This window comes from Pseudomonas arsenicoxydans, assembly GCF_006438915.1.
In the GTDB taxonomy this organism is placed as follows: domain Bacteria; phylum Pseudomonadota; class Gammaproteobacteria; order Pseudomonadales; family Pseudomonadaceae; genus Aquipseudomonas; species Aquipseudomonas arsenicoxydans_A.
Map to the genome: position 1 here is coordinate 109,922 of NZ_RCZE01000007.1, position 15,658 is coordinate 125,579.

Sequence of the window (15,658 nt, forward strand, 5' to 3'; positions counted from 1 at the left end):
AAATGAGAGACCATCATTCCCATCGAGATCACAGCGACAGCCGCGACGGCTTCGAAAAACGCCCAGGCCCCGGCCGCGAACGCGGTGGACGCGGGCCACGGGTGTTCGCCCCCGGAGATCTGAAATTGCTGCTGTTGGCGCTGATCGCCGAACAGCCCTGCCACGGCTATGACCTGATCCGCCAGATCGAAAGCATGTTCGACGGCGCCTACAGCCCCAGCCCCGGCGTGATCTACCCGACCCTGACCTTCCTTGAAGAAAGCGAAATGATCCTGGGCGATGCCGAGGGCGGCAAAAAGCGCTACAGCATCACCGACGCCGGACGTCTGTCATTGACGGACCAGGCCATTGCGCTGGACGGTGTGCGGATGCGCATCGAGGTCAGCAAGCGCTCATTGCGCGGCCATGATCGTCCCGCCGAGATCCATGAGGCTGTGCATAACTTGCGTCACGCCTTGCAGATGCACCACGGCCGCTGGAGCCCGGAAGAAATCCTGCGGGTGCGCGACTTGCTCAACAACACCGCCAAAGCCATTGTCGACGGCCCTGCCGTTCAACCCGTTCAGGAGAAAGCTGAATGACTGAAGTGATCGTGCAATCCATCCACCGTGTCATGCATGAAATCAAACGCCGTCGATTGCAAGTGTTGCGCGTGGTCGACCTGACGCCGCGCATGCGCCGGATTACCTTGGGCGGGCCGGAGCTGGCCGGATTCGTCAGCCTCGGCACGGACGACCACGTCAAACTGCTGTTCCCACAGAACGCGGCGGAACACGCGGCGCTGGAAACGTTGGTGCTCGGCGCCGGCAAAGACAACGGGCCGATGCCGGCGATGCGTGACTACACGCCACGTCGTTATGACCTCGAAACTCAGGAGCTGGACATCGATTTCGTCCTGCACGGCGACGGTCCTGCCTCGACCTGGGCCGAGCAGGCTCAACCCGGCCAGTTCCTGCACATCGGTGGGCCACGCGGCTCTATGATCGTGCCGGACATGTTCGACAGCTACTTGCTGATCGGCGATGAAACCGCCCTGCCCGCCATCGCCCGCCGCCTCGAAGGCCTGGCGGCCAATCGGCGTGCGCTGGTGATTGTGGAAGTGGAGAACGGTGCCGAGCAGCAGCGTCTGGAAAGCCCCGCGCAGGTCAACGTTATCTGGGTCTTGCGCGAGGGCGGCAAGAACAACCTGCTGAACACCGTGAAACAACTGCAAGTACCCAGCGGCAATCTGTATGCGTGGGTGGCGACCGAGACCAAAGTCTCGCGCCAGATCCGTCGGGTATTGCTCGATGAGCATGGCTTGAATGAGCAGTTTGTTAAAGCGGTCGGCTACTGGCGGCTGGATGACAGCGACGATGAATAACTGAAGCCTGACCAGCATCCTGTGGCCAGGGGGCTTCTGTGGTAAGGGGGCTTCTGTGGCGAGGGGGCTTGCCCCCGTTGGGCTGTGAAGCGGCCCCAAAGTCCGGGAGCGCTGCGCACTCCAACGGGGGCAAGCCCCCTCGCCACAACAGCCCCCTCACCACAACAGCCTCCTTACCACAGCGGCCCCCTCGCCACAGTTCAGGTTCACTTTCGGGCCAGCCATCTGTCGAGTCCGATCACTATCAGCGCCACCACCACAAATCCCGCCAACAATCCCCCCGCATTCACGAACACCTGTGGATAACCCAACTTATCCACATCAATGAACGGATAGGGATAAACCGCCAACAAATGCCCGCGCCATAACGCATACCCGAAGTACATCAGCGGATAGATCACCCACAGGCCAATGTGCCGTAGCCGTAACGTCCCTTTGGGCACGCACTTCCACCAATAGGCCAGGAACAGCAACGGCATGATGTCGTGCAGCAATTCATCCGCCAGAAACTGCCAGCCTTCGGGGTGCCACAAATGCCGCAGCAATACGCTGTACCCCAACCCCACCACAGCGATGCTCACGGCAATCGCGCTGCTCACCCACGGCTGCAAAAACCAGCGGCGAGCCGCAGACTCGCGGGACGTCCATTCGCAGGTCAGAACCGTCGCCACCAGCGTGTTGGTCAGCACCGTGAAATAGCTGAAAAAGCTCACCAGACCGCCGATCAACCGGGCGTCCAGCGTCCAGCGTGAATACAGAATCAGGTACAGCTGAATGGCCAGTCCCGCCCAGCCCAGCACCGCCGCAGCGGCCACAAAACGACGCCTCGCGACCGAGCCCGGCATGTTCAGAGCGGTCGCTTGGTGCGCATCAACTTCACGTACAAGCGCTCGACCTTCTCGCGCGCCCACGGGGTTTTGCGCAGGAACGTCAGGCTCGACTTGATGCTCGGGTCGCTCTTGAAGCAGCGGATATCAATGCGCTCGGCCAGCCCCGACCATTCGTAATGTTCAACCAGGGCGTTGAGGATCTGTTCCAGCGTCACGCCATGCAGCGGGTTGTTGTTCTGTTCGGTCATGCCGGGCCTTCGAGCGATGTAAGGAGTGGGAAGCCGCGCACCTTAGCCGAGGGTGTGATCGGGTGGAAGCGCTGCGTGCGCTATCAGTCAATGTAGGTGACGTTGAAGATTGCCGCCCGGCACTGTTACCGAATCTGAAACGATCCATGTCCATAAAAGCCCTTTCTCTATTTGTAACAGAACATTATCCTTGCGCCGCCAAGCTGAAACGCTTCTTCAATCGGCTTCACGCCCTGCTGCACTCCGTATCTTCCCTAGAAAAAGACCCAGAATTTCTTCTCTATGCCTTACTTTCAAACTTCGCGAGACAGCGCTGTCTGCACAGCTGTTGCCAGCCGAAAAACCCTGAGCCTTATCGGTGGATTCACCGCGCTGGGCCTCGCCACCTGCACCCAGGCAGCCCCGGCCTTCGATAGCAATTCACCGTGGATGCTCGGCGACTGGAACGGCACGCGCACCGAACTTGCGGAAAAAGGCTACGACTTCAAAGTCGATTACACCGGCGAGATGGGCAGCAACCTGCACGGTGGCTACGACCATGACCGCACTGCGCGCTACAGCGATCAGTTTGGCCTCGGCACCCACCTGGATTTGCAGAAGATTCTGGACTGGGACGACGCCGAATTTCAGCTGACCATCACCGAGCGCAACGGCAATAACATTAGCAATGACCGCATCAACGATCCGCGCGTGGGCGGCTTTACCTCGGCCCAGGAAGTCTGGGGCCGTGGGCAAACTTGGCGCTTGACGCAGATGTGGTATCAGCAAAAACTCTTCGACCAGAAGCTCGACATCAAGGCCGGTCGTTTCGGCGAAGGCGAAGACTTCAACAGCTTCCCGTGCGACTTCCAGAACCTGGCGTTCTGCGGCTCGCAGGTCGGCAACTGGGTTGGCGACATCTGGTACAACTGGCCGGTCAGCCAATGGGCGATGCGCGTTAAATACCACCTGACGCCGCAGCTGTACGCGCAGGTCGGTGCCTACGAGCAAAACCCGTCGAACCTGGATCGCGACAACGGCTTCAAGCTCAGTGGCAGCGGCACCCAGGGCGCGATTTTGCCGGTGGAACTGGTGTGGACGCCGAAGCTCAACGGCCTGCCGGGTGAATACCGCGCCGGGTATTACTACAGCAGCGCCAGCGCCACCGACGTTTATAAAGACAGCAATGGTCAGCCAGCGGCTCTGAGTGGCGAGGCGTATCGCAGTGCATCGAGCAAACACGGTGTGTGGCTGGGCATTCAGCAGCAGATCACTAGCGTCGCCAGCGATAACAGCCGTGGTTTGAACGTGTTCGCCAACGGCACGATGCACGACAAAAAGACCAACGCCATCGACAACTACGTCCAGGCCGGCGTGGTCTACAAGGGCTTGTTCGATGCGCGCGCCAATGACGACATCGGCTTCGCCCTGGCCCGGGTTCACGTCAACCCGGCCTATCGCAAAAACGCCGAGGCAACCAATCAGGCGCGCGCCGTCTACAACTACGACGACCCGTCGTACCTGCCGCCGCAAGACACCGAATACAGCGCCGAACTCTATTACGGCGTGCATGTGACGAACTGGCTGACCGTGCGCCCGAACCTGCAATACATCCGCCATCCCGGTGGCGTGGACCAGGTCGATGACGCCCTGATTGGCGGGATCAAGATCACCTCGTCCTTTTAAAACACACACAGAACCTGTGGGAGCGGGCTTGCTCGCGAAGGGGCCGTCAGCCTCAACATCACTGTTGACTGACACATCGCATTCGCGAGCAAGCCCGCTCCCACAAGGGTTGCATCAACCGAACAGATTTCAACTGAACCATGCCCACGCCAGATCGTCATCTACAGTGAACTTGCGCGGGACTACTTAAAACGTCACGGAGAACCACACTATGAGCACTGATGGTGCTTTGAGTCGAAGCCGTCTGTTGCCGAGCCTGCTCGGCATCCTGCTTCTGCTAATGGGCCTGGCCATGCTGGCCGGCGGGATCAAGCTGAGCATGCTCGGCGGCTCGCTGTATTACCTGCTGGCCGGTATCGGCCTGACGCTGACCGGCGTGCTGCTGATCCTCGCCCGCCGCGCTGCACTGGGCCTTTACGCACTGGTGCTGTTTGCCAGCACCGTCTGGGCCTTGTGGGAAGTCGGCCTCGACTGGTGGCAACTGGTGCCGCGTCTGGCGCTGTGGTTTGCGCTGGGTATCGTCATGCTGCTGCCATGGTTGCGCCGCCCGCTGCTGCGCGAAGGCGCTGCACCGATGGGCACCGGCGCCCTGAGCGTCGCCGTGGTCGTGGCAGGCGTGGCCGCATTGGCCAGCCAATTCACCCACCCCGGTGAAATCAAAGGCCAACTGGACCGCGACAGCGTTCCCGGCATGACCAACACCGCGCCGGCCATGCCCGACGGTGACTGGAACTCCTACGGCCGCAGCGCCCACGGTGATCGTTACTCGCCCCTGGCGCAGATCACTCCGCAAAACGCGCACAAACTGGTCCCGGCGTGGACTTACCGGACCGGCGACCTGCCAGGCCCGAACGATCCCGGCGAGACCACCGCTGAAAACACCCCGCTGAAAGTCAACGGCATGCTCTACGTGTGCACGCCGCACAGCCAGGTGATCGCGCTGGACCCGGACACCGGCAAGGAAATCTGGCGTTTCGACCCTAAGCTCTCCACGCAAAACGCGGCGAACTTCAAGGGTTGGGCGCACATGACCTGCCGTGGCGTGTCGTATCACGATGACGCCGTCTACGCCTCCGAGCAGAGCCCGACCGGCAGCGCCAGCGCCGCCGTGACCAATGCCTGCCCACGCCGGATCTTCCTGCCGACCGCCGACACCCGTCTGATCGCCCTCAACGCCGACACCGGCAAGATGTGCGAAGACTTCGGCGACAAGGGCCAGGTTGACCTGCGCGCCAACATCGGCGGCTTCACCGCCGGCGGTTACTACTCCACCTCGCCGCCAGCGGTCACCAAAGACCTGGTGGTGATTGGCGGCCACGTCACCGATAACGTCTCCACCGACGAGCCTAGCGGCGTGATCCGCGCGTTCGACGTGCACACCGGCAAACTGGTGTGGAACTGGGACAGCGGCAAGCCGGACGACACCACGCCGATTGCCGAAGGCCAGACCTACACCCGCAACTCGCCGAACATGTGGTCCATGTTCGCGGTCGACGAAAAACTCGGCATGCTCTACCTGCCGATGGGCAACCAGACCCCGGACCAATTTGGTGGCGAACGCACCCCTGAATCGGAACTGCACGCCGCCGGCCTGACCGCTCTGGACATCGCCACCGGCAAAGTGCGCTGGCACTTCCAGTTCACCCACCACGATCTGTGGGACATGGACGTCGGCGGCCAGCCAACCCTGATGGACCTGAAAACCGCTGACGGCGTGAAGCCAGCGGTACTTGCGTCCACCAAGCAAGGCAGCATCTACGTGCTGGATCGCAGCACCGGCAAGGCCATCGTGCCGATCAACGAAGTGCCGGTGCCGCAAGGCGCTGTCGCCGGTGATCACACCTCGCCGACCCAACCCAAGTCCGACCTCAACTTCATGCCGCCGCCGTTGAAAGAACGCGACATGTGGGGTGTCACGCCGTTCGACCAACTGGTCTGCCGGATCACCTTCAAATCCCTGCGTTACGACGGCCCGTTCACCCCGCCATCGCTGCAAGGTTCGATCGTTTATCCGGGTAACTTCGGCGTGTTCGACTGGGGCGGTGTCTCGGTGGATCCAGTGCGTCAGATCCTGTTCGTGAACCCGGACTGGATGGCCTTTAAATCGAAGCTGATCCCGGCTGCGGAAATCGCCGCCCAAGGCCCGCGCAAAAGCGAAACCGAAGGCGTGCAGCCAAACAAAGGCGCGCCGTACGGCGTCGTCCTCGAACCTCTGCTGTCGCCAATGGGCCTGCCTTGCCAGGCACCGGCATGGGGCTACGTGGCCGCGGTCGACCTGACCACCCATGAAAAAATCTGGATGCACAAGAACGGCACCGTGCGCGACAGCTCACCGGTTCCGATCCCGTTGAGCATGGGTGTGCCAAGCCTGGGCGGTACCTTCGTCACTGCTGGCGGCGTAGGTTTCCTCAGCGGCACCCTCGACCAATACCTGCGCGCCTATGACGTGAAAAACGGCAAGCAACTGTGGGAAGGCCGCCTGCCTGCCGGCGCGCAAACCACACCGATGACCTACACCGGCAAAGACGGCAAGCAATACGTGCTGGTTGTTGCGGGCGGTCACGGATCGCTGGGCACCAAACAAGGCGACTATGTGATGGCGTACAAACTGTCCGAGTAAGGTTTAGCGGCGGTTAATGCAAAGGCGACTCCTGTGAGGGGGTCGCCTTTTTTTGTGGCCGCCATATCCGCCACACCGCAGAACAAATGTGGGAGCGGGCTTGCTCGCGAAAGCGGTGTGTCAGTCGATAAAAATGTTGAATGTTAAACAGCCTTCGCGAGCAAGCCCGCTCCCACATTTCGATTGAGATCAGTCTGAAAATACTGCGTTGGTCCCGCAATACCGCCATGGACATCCAGCAAATCGTCATGCTCGCCGAACTGGCGGCGAACCGGATGATGGACAACCTCGAACTGCCCAAATCCGCGCCACACCGCTAATCCCACTGATGCGCTCAATCCTGTAGGAGCCGAGCTTGCTCGCGATGACGGAGTGTCAGTCGCCATCAACGTTGAATGTGAATCCGCTATCGCGAGCGAGCTCGGCTCCTACGGTGGAACGGTGTGTATCAGGTAGAGATTGGTCGGCTATCAGGCCGCCAAGCCAGCTCGGTGCATCTACACTGGACAGGCCTACACGCGCACCTGTCCAGACCCTGAACACACAACTTGAAATATCCCGTGCCATTGAAACCACCCCCCACCTGCCCCATCTAACACCCATACCCAATTGCGCAGGTGCCCCATGAGCGACCAGCAAGAATTCCCCGAAGACCCGAGCGAGTACGACGAAGCCGAGCAAATCGAACACCACGCCACCGGCAAAGGCCTCGCCCTGCCCGGCCAGAACCTGCCGGACAAGGTCTACATTATCCCGATCCACAACCGCCCGTTCTTCCCGGCTCAAGTGCTGCCGGTCATCGTCAACGAAGAACCCTGGGCCGAAACCCTCGACCTGGTCAGCAAAGCCGATCACCACTCCCTGGCCCTGTTCTACATGGACACGCCCCAGGAAGACCCGCGCCATTTCAACACCGGCGCACTCCCCGAGTACGGCACGCTGGTCAAGGTTCACCACGCCAGTCGTGAAAACGGCAAACTGCAATTCGTCGCCCAGGGCCTGACCCGGGTGCGCATCAAGACCTGGCTCAAACACCATCGCCCACCCTACCTGGTGGAAGTCGAATACCCGCACCAGCCCACCGAGCCGACCGACGAGGTCAAGGCCTACGGCATGGCGCTGATCAACGCGATCAAGGAACTGCTGCCGCTCAACCCGCTGTACAGCGAAGAGCTGAAAAACTACCTCAACCGCTTCAGCCCCAACGACCCGTCGCCGCTGACCGATTTCGCTGCCGCCCTGACCTCAGCCACCGGTGGCGAGCTGCAAGAAGTCCTCGACTGCGTACCCATGCTCAAGCGCATGGAAAAAGTCCTGCCGATGTTGCGCAAGGAAGTCGAAGTCGCGCGCCTGCAAAAAGAGATCTCCGCCGAAGTTAACCGCAAGATTGGCGAGCATCAGCGTGAGTTCTTCCTCAAGGAACAACTCAAGGTGATCCAGCAAGAGCTGGGCCTGACCAAGGACGACCGCAGCGCCGACATCGAGCAGTTCGAGCAACGCCTGACCGGCAAAGTGCTCTCGCCGCAGGCGCAGAAACGCATCGAAGAGGAAATGAACAAGTTGTCGATCCTCGAGACCGGCTCGCCGGAGTACGCCGTCACCCGCAACTACCTCGACTGGGCGACCTCGGTGCCGTGGGGCGTGTACGGCGAAGACAAACTCGACCTCAAGCACGCGCGCAAGGTCCTGGACAAACACCACGCAGGCCTCGACGACATCAAGGACCGCATCCTCGAATTCCTCGCGGTCGGCGCTTACAAAGGCGAAATCAGCGGCTCCATCGTGCTGCTGGTCGGGCCGCCGGGCGTGGGTAAAACCAGCGTCGGCAAGTCCATCGCCGAATCCCTCGGCCGGCCGTTCTACCGCTTCAGCCTCGGTGGCATGCGCGATGAAGCCGAGATCAAGGGCCACCGCCGCACCTACATCGGCGCGCAACCGGGCAAACTCGTGCAGGCGTTGAAAGACGTCGAAGTGATGAACCCGGTGATCATGCTCGACGAGATCGACAAGATGGGCCAAAGCTACCAGGGCGACCCGGCCTCGGCGCTGCTGGAAACGCTTGATCCGGAACAGAACGTCGAATTCCTCGACCACTACCTGGACCTGCGTCTGGACCTGTCGAAAGTGCTGTTCGTGTGCACCGCCAACACCCTGGACTCGATCCCCGGCCCGTTGCTCGACCGGATGGAAGTGATTCGCTTGTCGGGTTACATCACCGAAGAAAAAATCGCCATCGCCAAGCGTCACCTGTGGCCCAAGCAGCTGGAAAAGGCCGGCGTGTCCAAAGGCAGCCTGAGCATCAGCGACAGCGCGCTCAAAGCCTTGATCGACGGTTACGCCCGTGAAGCCGGCGTACGCCAGTTGGAAAAACAACTGGGCAAACTGGTGCGCAAAGCCGTGGTGAAGTTGATCGACGAACCGAAAGCGGTGATCAAAATCGCGCCGAAAGACCTTGAAGCCTCACTCGGTCACCCGGTGTTCCGCAACGAGCAAGTGCTGTCCGGCACCGGCGTTATCACCGGGCTGGCCTGGACCAGCATGGGCGGCGCGACCTTGCCGATTGAAGCCACGCGGATTCACACCTTGAACCGTGGTTTCAAACTCACCGGGCAACTGGGCGATGTGATGAAAGAGTCGGCGGAAATCGCCTACAGCTACGTCAGCTCGAATCTGAAGTCGTTTGGCGGCGATCCGAAATTCTTCGACGAGGCCTTCGTCCACCTCCACGTCCCGGAAGGCGCCACCCCGAAAGACGGCCCGAGCGCCGGCGTGACCATGGCCAGCGCCCTGCTCTCGCTCGCACGCAACCAGCCGCCGAAAAAAGGCGTGGCCATGACCGGTGAACTGACGTTGACCGGGCATGTACTGCCGATTGGCGGGGTGCGCGAGAAAGTGATCGCGGCGCGGCGGCAGAAGATTTTCGAGTTGATCCTGCCGGAGCCGAACCGCGGAAGCTTTGAAGAACTGCCGGATTATTTGAAGGAAGGAATTACCGTGCACTTTGCCAAACGCTTTGCGGATGTGGCGAAGATATTGTTTTAAATAATTCGAATGCGCCACTGCCTGACCGACATGGGCAGTGAGCGCATTTGATTATAAGAAAAACCAAACCTTAAACAAAACAGACTAAAAAACTGTCATTCCTGACAGTTACCTTCTCCATGACGTTCGCCGCACACTTCCATTTCGGTTTCTACTTTTTACAGGAAGTGTCTTATGGCGAACACCCAAGCAATCGACGGCGTTTTAGTTGACGGCCAATTAACCGTTGAAACAAAAGACGTTACAAACCCAACCTCACCCTTACAGATGACAACATTTACAACCACTGCCATGAAGTACTCAGACAATCCACTCAGACCCGGGTTTTTTATCAGTTGTTTTAAAGATAAAGGTCTTTCCAGCGAAAGAACGCTGACTTTGGCCTTCACAACCGACGCAGTACCCCGTTTCACTGGGTACACGGAAGCCTTCACCACAAAAACAGAGACAGAGCCCTATAGTTTCGACATTATCGACTACACCGGCAAGATTGAAACAATGGAAATAACGCGAGACAAACGTCGGTACAACGTGATCGAGTTCGAAATTCTGGCCAAAAGAAGTGATAACAATGAAACACGTAAACTGACTGGCAAAGGGCATATTTTTATCACCAACCTGTCGATGGCACTTTAGGCTTCAGCGCCTGCCTGCGCGCAACACCGATGCCGGTCAAGTGCCGGCAGGTGATCCGCGCAGGCACCGTCACACTTTGTCTCATCTTCAGTTATGCTCGCCGTTCGTCGTGAACGCTGGAGCCGCTGACCTTATGTCCCCCACTCGCTTGTTTGTCCCCCTCGCCCTTTCCTTGCTGGCCGCCTGCGCCACGCAGCCGAAACAGAACGTGACCGTGGAAAAACAAAGCCAATGCCCGGTGAAACTCAACAGCGGGCAAAACCTGATCCTGACCCTGCCGAGCAACCCGACCACCGGTTATCGCTGGGCGATCCAGGACTCGGCCGGTGGTGTGCTGCATGCGCTCAGCCCTGAGGTGTACAGCAATCCGGAAGACGCCGGGATCGTCGGCAGCGCCGGTATTTCGACCTGGCGCTTTCAGGCCTTTACCGCCGGCACCGGGCGCTTGCGCCTGACCTCGCAGCAGCCTTGGGCCCCGGAAGTGTTGCCGGTGGAAACTTTCGACTGCGCAATCTCGGTTAACTGATCGTGGGCTGGCTGATTCTGGCGCTGATGGGCGCGGTGACCTTTCTGTATGGCGTGAGTGTGCACGCGACGTTGCTTTGTCTGCTGGTCAAACCGTTGCCAGTGCTGGCCCTGCTCGGCTGGTTGCACGACGCGCCGCCGAGCGACTATCGGCGCTGGATCAGTCTTGGCCTGATTTTTTCGCTGCTCGGCGACGTGTTGCTGGCGTGGCCGGGGGATCTGTTTGTGTTTGGTCTCGGGGCGTTTCTGGTCGCGCACCTGGCGTATCTGAAAGCCTATTTGAGTGATTGCCGGCGGTTGGCGGCGTTGCCATTGGTGATTGCGCTGGGAGTCGGCGCGGTGTTGCTGGGGATTCTGATTTCCCACGGCCTCGGACCATTGCTGATCCCGGTGATTGTTTACGGGTTGGCCATCAGCGCAATGCTCTGGCGGGCACTGGCTCGCTTGGGCACGAATGTGCCGAAACGCTCGGCACTGCTGGCGGCAGCAGGTGCGCTGGCGTTTGTATTCTCCGACAGCGTGATTGGCATCAGCCGCTTTGTCGCGCCTTTCGACGCAGCGCCTTATGTGATCATCCTCAGTTACTGGCTGGGACAGTGGGGAATTACCGCTTCGGCGTTCAGTTCAAAACCGCGCTGACCCCTGTGGCGAGGGAGCTTGCTCCCGCTCGGCTGCGAAGCAGTCGTTACGTCTGTAAATGCGGTAAGCCTGAAAAAATACACGGGAGCGCTTCGCACTCCAGCGGGAGCAAGCTCCCTCGCCACAAAAGTGTTTATCCCCGTTAGGCGAGGTGAACCCGGCGGTTTATCAGACAACCCGCGCATCCCCCCGTCAATTTGGCTAAAATGCCGGCCTTTTCCACCAACGCCGCTGGAACCGCCGTGAGCAAAGAACCCGATCGCCTTTTCGCCCAGCCTTTGGCCCAGGTGCCTGACTTCGCCTTTAACGAGGACGTGGTGCGGGTGTTCCCGGACATGATCAAGCGCTCGGTGCCGGGTTATCCGACCATCGTGGAAAACCTCGGCGTGCTCGCTGCGCAATTCGCCCAGCCCAACAGCGTGCTCTACGACCTCGGTTCGTCCCTGGGCGCCGTGACTCAGGCGTTGCGCCGTCACGTGCGCACCGACGGTTGCCGAGTCATCGCTGTGGATAACTCGGCGGCGATGGTCGAACGCTGCCGCGAATACCTCAACGGTCAGGACTCGATGTTCCAGGAGTTGCTGCCGGTAGAAGTGATCGAAGGCGACATCCTCGCCCTCGACTTCCAGCCAGCCTCGGTGGTGGCGCTGAACTTCACCTTGCAATTTATCGCCCCGGACCAGCGCACCGCGTTGCTCGCGCGCATTCGCCAGTCGTTGTTGCCGGGCGGCGCGCTGATCCTGTCGGAGAAGCTGCGCTTCAACGACCTCGAAGAACACGCGCTGCTCACCGACCTGCACGTCGCCTTCAAACGCGCCAACGGCTACAGCGAACTGGAAATCGCCCAGAAGCGCAGCGCCATCGAAAATGTCATGAAGCCCGACAGCCTCGAAGAACACCGCGACCGCCTGCTGGCCGCCGGGTTCTCGAAAGTCGTGCCGTGGTTTCAGTGTCTAAACTTTGCCTCGTTGATTGCCTTGCCATGATTGATCTGTCCCCCCTCGCCCGCCGTCTGGCCGGTACACCACTGGCCGCCTGGGCCAACACTCTGCAAGCGCAACTCGACAAGAAAATGGAGAAGGGTCACGGCGACCTGGAGCGCTGGCAAAGTGCGCTGGACGCCTTGCCGAAGATCCAGCCGAGGGTCGTCGACCTGCTAAACGGCCTGATGCTGGACACCGAGTGCGGCGACGAAACCCGTGCGCAGATGCGTACCGCGCTGATGGGGTTGTCGCCATGGCGCAAAGGGCCGTTTGATTTGTTTGGTGTGCACGTCGACACCGAATGGCGTTCGGACTGGAAGTGGTCGCGTGTTGCGCCGCATCTGGATCTGAAGGGCAAACGCATTCTTGATGTGGGGTGCGGCAACGGCTACTACATGTGGCGCATGCTCGGCGCCGGTGCCGACAGCGTGATCGGCGTTGACCCGAACTGGCTGTTCTTCTGCCAGTTCCAGGCCGTGCAACGTTACCTGTCCGAACCCAACGCCTGGCACCTGCCTTTCCCGTTCGAAGACTTGCCGCCGGAGCTGGAAGGCTTCGACACTGTTTTTTCCATGGGCGTGTTCTATCACCGTCGTTCGCCGATCGAGCATTTGCTGACGCTGAAGGATTGCCTGGTCAAGGGCGGTGAACTGGTGCTGGAGACGTTGGTGATCGAAGGCGATCAGCAACAGGTGCTGGTGCCGGAAGACCGTTACGCGCAGATGCGCAACGTGTGGTTCCTGCCGTCGGTGCCGGCGTTGGAGCTGTGGTTGCGCCGTGCCGGGTTTACCGATGTGCGTTGTGTGGACGTGAGCGTGACCACGGTCGAGGAACAGCGCGGGACGGAGTGGATGAAGTATCAGTCGCTGAGCGACTTCCTCGACCCGGACGATCACAGCAAGACGATTGAAGGGCTGCCGGCGCCGATGCGTGCAGTCATCGTCGCCCGCAAGTAAGCCAATCTCCCTGCCAATGGAGATCAAATGTGGGAGCGGGCTTGCTCGCGAAAGTGGTGGGTCAGTCAACATTTTAGTTGAATGATATTCCGCATTCGCGAGCAAGCCCGCTCCCACATTGGTTCTGTATTTATTCAGTAGGTTTGGCGCGTCTAGCCTTGAAGAACTCGCTCAACACCGCCCCACACTCCTGCGCCAACACCCCGCCTTCAAACAACACCCGGTGGTTCAAAAATCCTTGGGTGAAGAACTGCCCCTGACTCTGCACAATCCCGGCCTTGGGCTCCAGCGCGCCATACACCACCCGCGCAATCCGCGAGTGCACGATCAGGCCGGCGCACATGCTGCACGGCTCCAGCGTCACGTACAGCGTGCTGCCGGGCAGGCGATAGTTGCTGGCGGCCAAGGCGGCGGCGCGGATCGCGACCATCTCGGCATGGGCGCTCGGGTCGTTGCCGCTGATCGGGCAATTGAAGCCGCGCCCTATGATTTCGCCGTCCTGCACCAGCACTGCGCCCACGGGCACTTCACCCAACGCTGCGCCTTGTGCGGCCAGGGCCAGGGCTTCGCGCATGAAGTCGCGATCACGGCTGCGGTCGATGATCGCGGCGGGACGAATCTGACGCATCACGCCACCTCGATGGCGGCCATCAGGCCGGTTTCCATGTGATCGATCACATGGCAGTGGAACATCCAGATGCCCGGGTTATCCGCCACCAACGCCACTTGCGCACGTTCGTTCTTGCCCAACAGATACGTGTCGGTGAAGTACGGAATGACTTTGTGCCGGTTCGAGGCGATGACCTTGAAGCTCATGCCGTGCAAGTGAATCGGGTGCTGATACTGAGTCATGTTCTTCAATTCGAAAATGTAGCTCTTGCCCTTCTCGAGCTTGGCAATCGGGCGGTCAGCGCAAGTCTTGTCCGTGATGTCCCACGCCTTGCCGTTGATTTGCCACAGGCTGGGCGGTTTGCCGTTATCGACATTTACCGACACCGAGCCCACCCACTCGAAATTGAAGTTGAGTTTCTCGGCATTAGCCAGGTCCGGCTCGGCGATCGGGTTGGCAGGCAGCGCCGGCGGCCATGGTGTCGGTGCGTCGGTATTCGCCACTGAACGCAAGGTGCCCAGGCGAACCGGTCCGTTGCGCAGGGACAATTCCTCACCGGCCGGCGGCGCCTTGATCGCCAGGCAAATTCGCATGCCGGGGCCCAGCCAGTATTCCTTGCCCAGCGGGCGCGGCTCAATGGGATTGCCGTCCAGTGCGTAGATCTGCGCGTCGACACCGGGGATGTTGAGTCGATAGGTCAGGGTGTTATCGAGGTTGAGCACGCGCACTCGGGTGATCTGTCCGGCGGGCAAATCGATCACCGCTTGCGAGACGCCATTGATGGTCGACAAACGTCCCGCCGTACCGCCGCGCGCGGCTTCACGAGGAATGCTGAACGCAACGAACGCGCCCTCTTCATCGACGTGCCAGCTCTTGAGGCTCAGGGTTTTTTCGTACTTGAAACCGGTGGGCTCACGCTCCTCGATGATCAGCGGACCGACCAGCCCGCGACCAAGCTCTTCGCTGCTGTTCACGTGCGGGTGATACCAATAGCTGCCCGCGTCGGGCACGCGGAATTTGTAATCGAAGTATTCCCCCGGCAGCACCGGCAGTTGCGAAACGTAAGGCACGCCATCCATCTCCAGCGGCAGGCGGATGCCGTGCCAGTGAATGGTGGTCGCCACAGGCAGGTGGTTGATAAAACGCACCCGCAACCAGTCGCCCTGCCGGACGCGCAATTCAGTACCCGGTGCCGACGGGCCGAATGCCCAGGCTTCGGTCTTGTGCCCGGCCACCAGTTCGACGTCCAGCGGTGCTGCGATCAGTTCGTAGTCGTGACCTGCGTCAGCGTCGGCCATCTTGCCCAACCAGTAACGCGACGCGCCCCCCGCTCCGACACCAACGACAACAAGACCGGCCAGGCCACCGAGGATTTGGCGACGGGTAAAGGACATGAACTTAACTACCTCACGTATCAGCGACAGGCACCAAGGCCTGCAAAAGGCGAATACGATACACCTGCGGTTGAGAAACAGTAAGGGTGGGGTGGCAATGGGACACAGGGAGATCAAGGCTGGCAAAGCACGACACGTTGTTCTTTT

Annotated in this window: 14 protein-coding genes and 1 pseudogene; 11 read left to right on the forward strand and 4 right to left on the reverse strand. The window is 60.3% G+C overall.

Features of this window, described 5'->3' with window-relative positions:
- Nucleotides 1-2: 2 nt before the first annotated feature.
- Nucleotides 3-581, forward strand: coding sequence for a PadR family transcriptional regulator (locus EAH78_RS16225; RefSeq protein WP_140668409.1), 579 nt, complete (start codon nucleotides 3-5; stop codon nucleotides 579-581).
- Nucleotides 578-1,363, forward strand: a complete 786-nt coding sequence (locus EAH78_RS16230) for a siderophore-interacting protein (RefSeq protein WP_140668410.1) — start codon at nucleotides 578-580, stop codon at nucleotides 1,361-1,363. Before EAH78_RS16225 ends, EAH78_RS16230 begins: the two co-directional genes overlap by 4 nt.
- 206 nt (nucleotides 1,364-1,569) lie before the next feature.
- On the opposite strand, the gene EAH78_RS16235 is transcribed toward EAH78_RS16230, so the two are convergent.
- Both EAH78_RS16235 and EAH78_RS16240 read right to left on the reverse strand, forming a co-directional pair.
- The gene (locus EAH78_RS16235; RefSeq protein WP_140668411.1) at nucleotides 1,570-2,208 is read right to left on the reverse strand and encodes a Pr6Pr family membrane protein; all 639 of its coding nucleotides are present in this window, start codon (nucleotides 2,206-2,208) and stop codon (nucleotides 1,570-1,572) included.
- Nucleotides 2,209-2,210: 2 nt separating this feature from the next.
- Complete coding sequence (locus EAH78_RS16240) at nucleotides 2,211-2,441, reverse strand: VF530 family DNA-binding protein (RefSeq protein WP_007903672.1); 231 nt, start codon at nucleotides 2,439-2,441, stop codon at nucleotides 2,211-2,213.
- A gap of 282 nt (nucleotides 2,442-2,723) precedes the next feature.
- Here EAH78_RS16240 and EAH78_RS16245 point away from each other — a divergent pair, with 282 nt between their 5' ends.
- The 9 genes and pseudogenes from EAH78_RS16245 (at nucleotide 2,724) to cmoB (ending at nucleotide 13,507) form a co-directional block, all read left to right on the forward strand.
- Entirely contained in the window at nucleotides 2,724-4,106 is a 1,383-nt protein-coding gene (locus EAH78_RS16245; protein ID WP_140668412.1) for a carbohydrate porin, read from the forward strand.
- A 211-nt stretch (nucleotides 4,107-4,317) separates the two neighbouring features.
- On the forward strand, nucleotides 4,318-6,726 hold the full coding sequence (locus EAH78_RS16255) for a glucose/quinate/shikimate family membrane-bound PQQ-dependent dehydrogenase (RefSeq protein ID WP_140668414.1): 2,409 nt from the start codon (nucleotides 4,318-4,320) through the stop codon (nucleotides 6,724-6,726).
- 215 nt (nucleotides 6,727-6,941) lie between these two features.
- Nucleotides 6,942-7,046: pseudogene (locus EAH78_RS33370) on the forward strand (DUF6124 family protein); the annotation flags it as partial.
- Between the two features lie 304 nt (nucleotides 7,047-7,350).
- Entirely contained in the window at nucleotides 7,351-9,768 is a 2,418-nt protein-coding gene (gene lon, locus EAH78_RS16265) for an endopeptidase La (RefSeq protein ID WP_123435002.1), read from the forward strand.
- Between the two features lie 174 nt (nucleotides 9,769-9,942).
- Nucleotides 9,943-10,404: a hypothetical protein gene (locus EAH78_RS16270; protein WP_140668416.1), complete on the forward strand. Its 462-nt coding sequence runs from the start codon at nucleotides 9,943-9,945 to the stop codon at nucleotides 10,402-10,404.
- A gap of 133 nt (nucleotides 10,405-10,537) precedes the next feature.
- Nucleotides 10,538-10,930: a protease inhibitor I42 family protein gene (locus tag EAH78_RS16275; protein ID WP_140668417.1), complete on the forward strand. Its 393-nt coding sequence runs from the start codon at nucleotides 10,538-10,540 to the stop codon at nucleotides 10,928-10,930.
- Between the two features lie 2 nt (nucleotides 10,931-10,932).
- Nucleotides 10,933-11,568, forward strand: a complete 636-nt coding sequence (locus EAH78_RS16280) for a lysoplasmalogenase (RefSeq protein ID WP_140668418.1) — start codon at nucleotides 10,933-10,935, stop codon at nucleotides 11,566-11,568.
- A 206-nt stretch (nucleotides 11,569-11,774) separates the two neighbouring features.
- A complete protein-coding gene (gene cmoA, locus EAH78_RS16285; protein ID WP_193560083.1) occupies nucleotides 11,775-12,554 on the forward strand; it encodes a carboxy-S-adenosyl-L-methionine synthase CmoA in 780 nt (259 codons plus the stop codon).
- Nucleotides 12,551-13,507, forward strand: coding sequence for a tRNA 5-methoxyuridine(34)/uridine 5-oxyacetic acid(34) synthase CmoB (gene cmoB, locus EAH78_RS16290; protein ID WP_140668420.1), 957 nt, complete (start codon nucleotides 12,551-12,553; stop codon nucleotides 13,505-13,507). The genes cmoA and cmoB overlap by 4 nt, the downstream gene beginning before the upstream one ends.
- Nucleotides 13,508-13,637: 130 nt before the next feature.
- Here cmoB and tadA read toward each other — a convergent pair whose 3' ends face one another.
- Together tadA and EAH78_RS16300 are read right to left on the reverse strand one after the other, a co-directional pair.
- Nucleotides 13,638-14,135 (reverse strand): tRNA adenosine(34) deaminase TadA, encoded by a 498-nt coding sequence (tadA, locus tag EAH78_RS16295; RefSeq protein ID WP_140668421.1) that lies wholly within the window; start codon nucleotides 14,133-14,135, stop codon nucleotides 13,638-13,640.
- A complete protein-coding gene (locus EAH78_RS16300; RefSeq protein WP_140668422.1) occupies nucleotides 14,135-15,511 on the reverse strand; it encodes a multicopper oxidase family protein in 1,377 nt (458 codons plus the stop codon). The genes tadA and EAH78_RS16300 overlap by 1 nt, the downstream gene beginning before the upstream one ends.
- Between the last annotated feature and the right edge of the window lie 147 nt (nucleotides 15,512-15,658).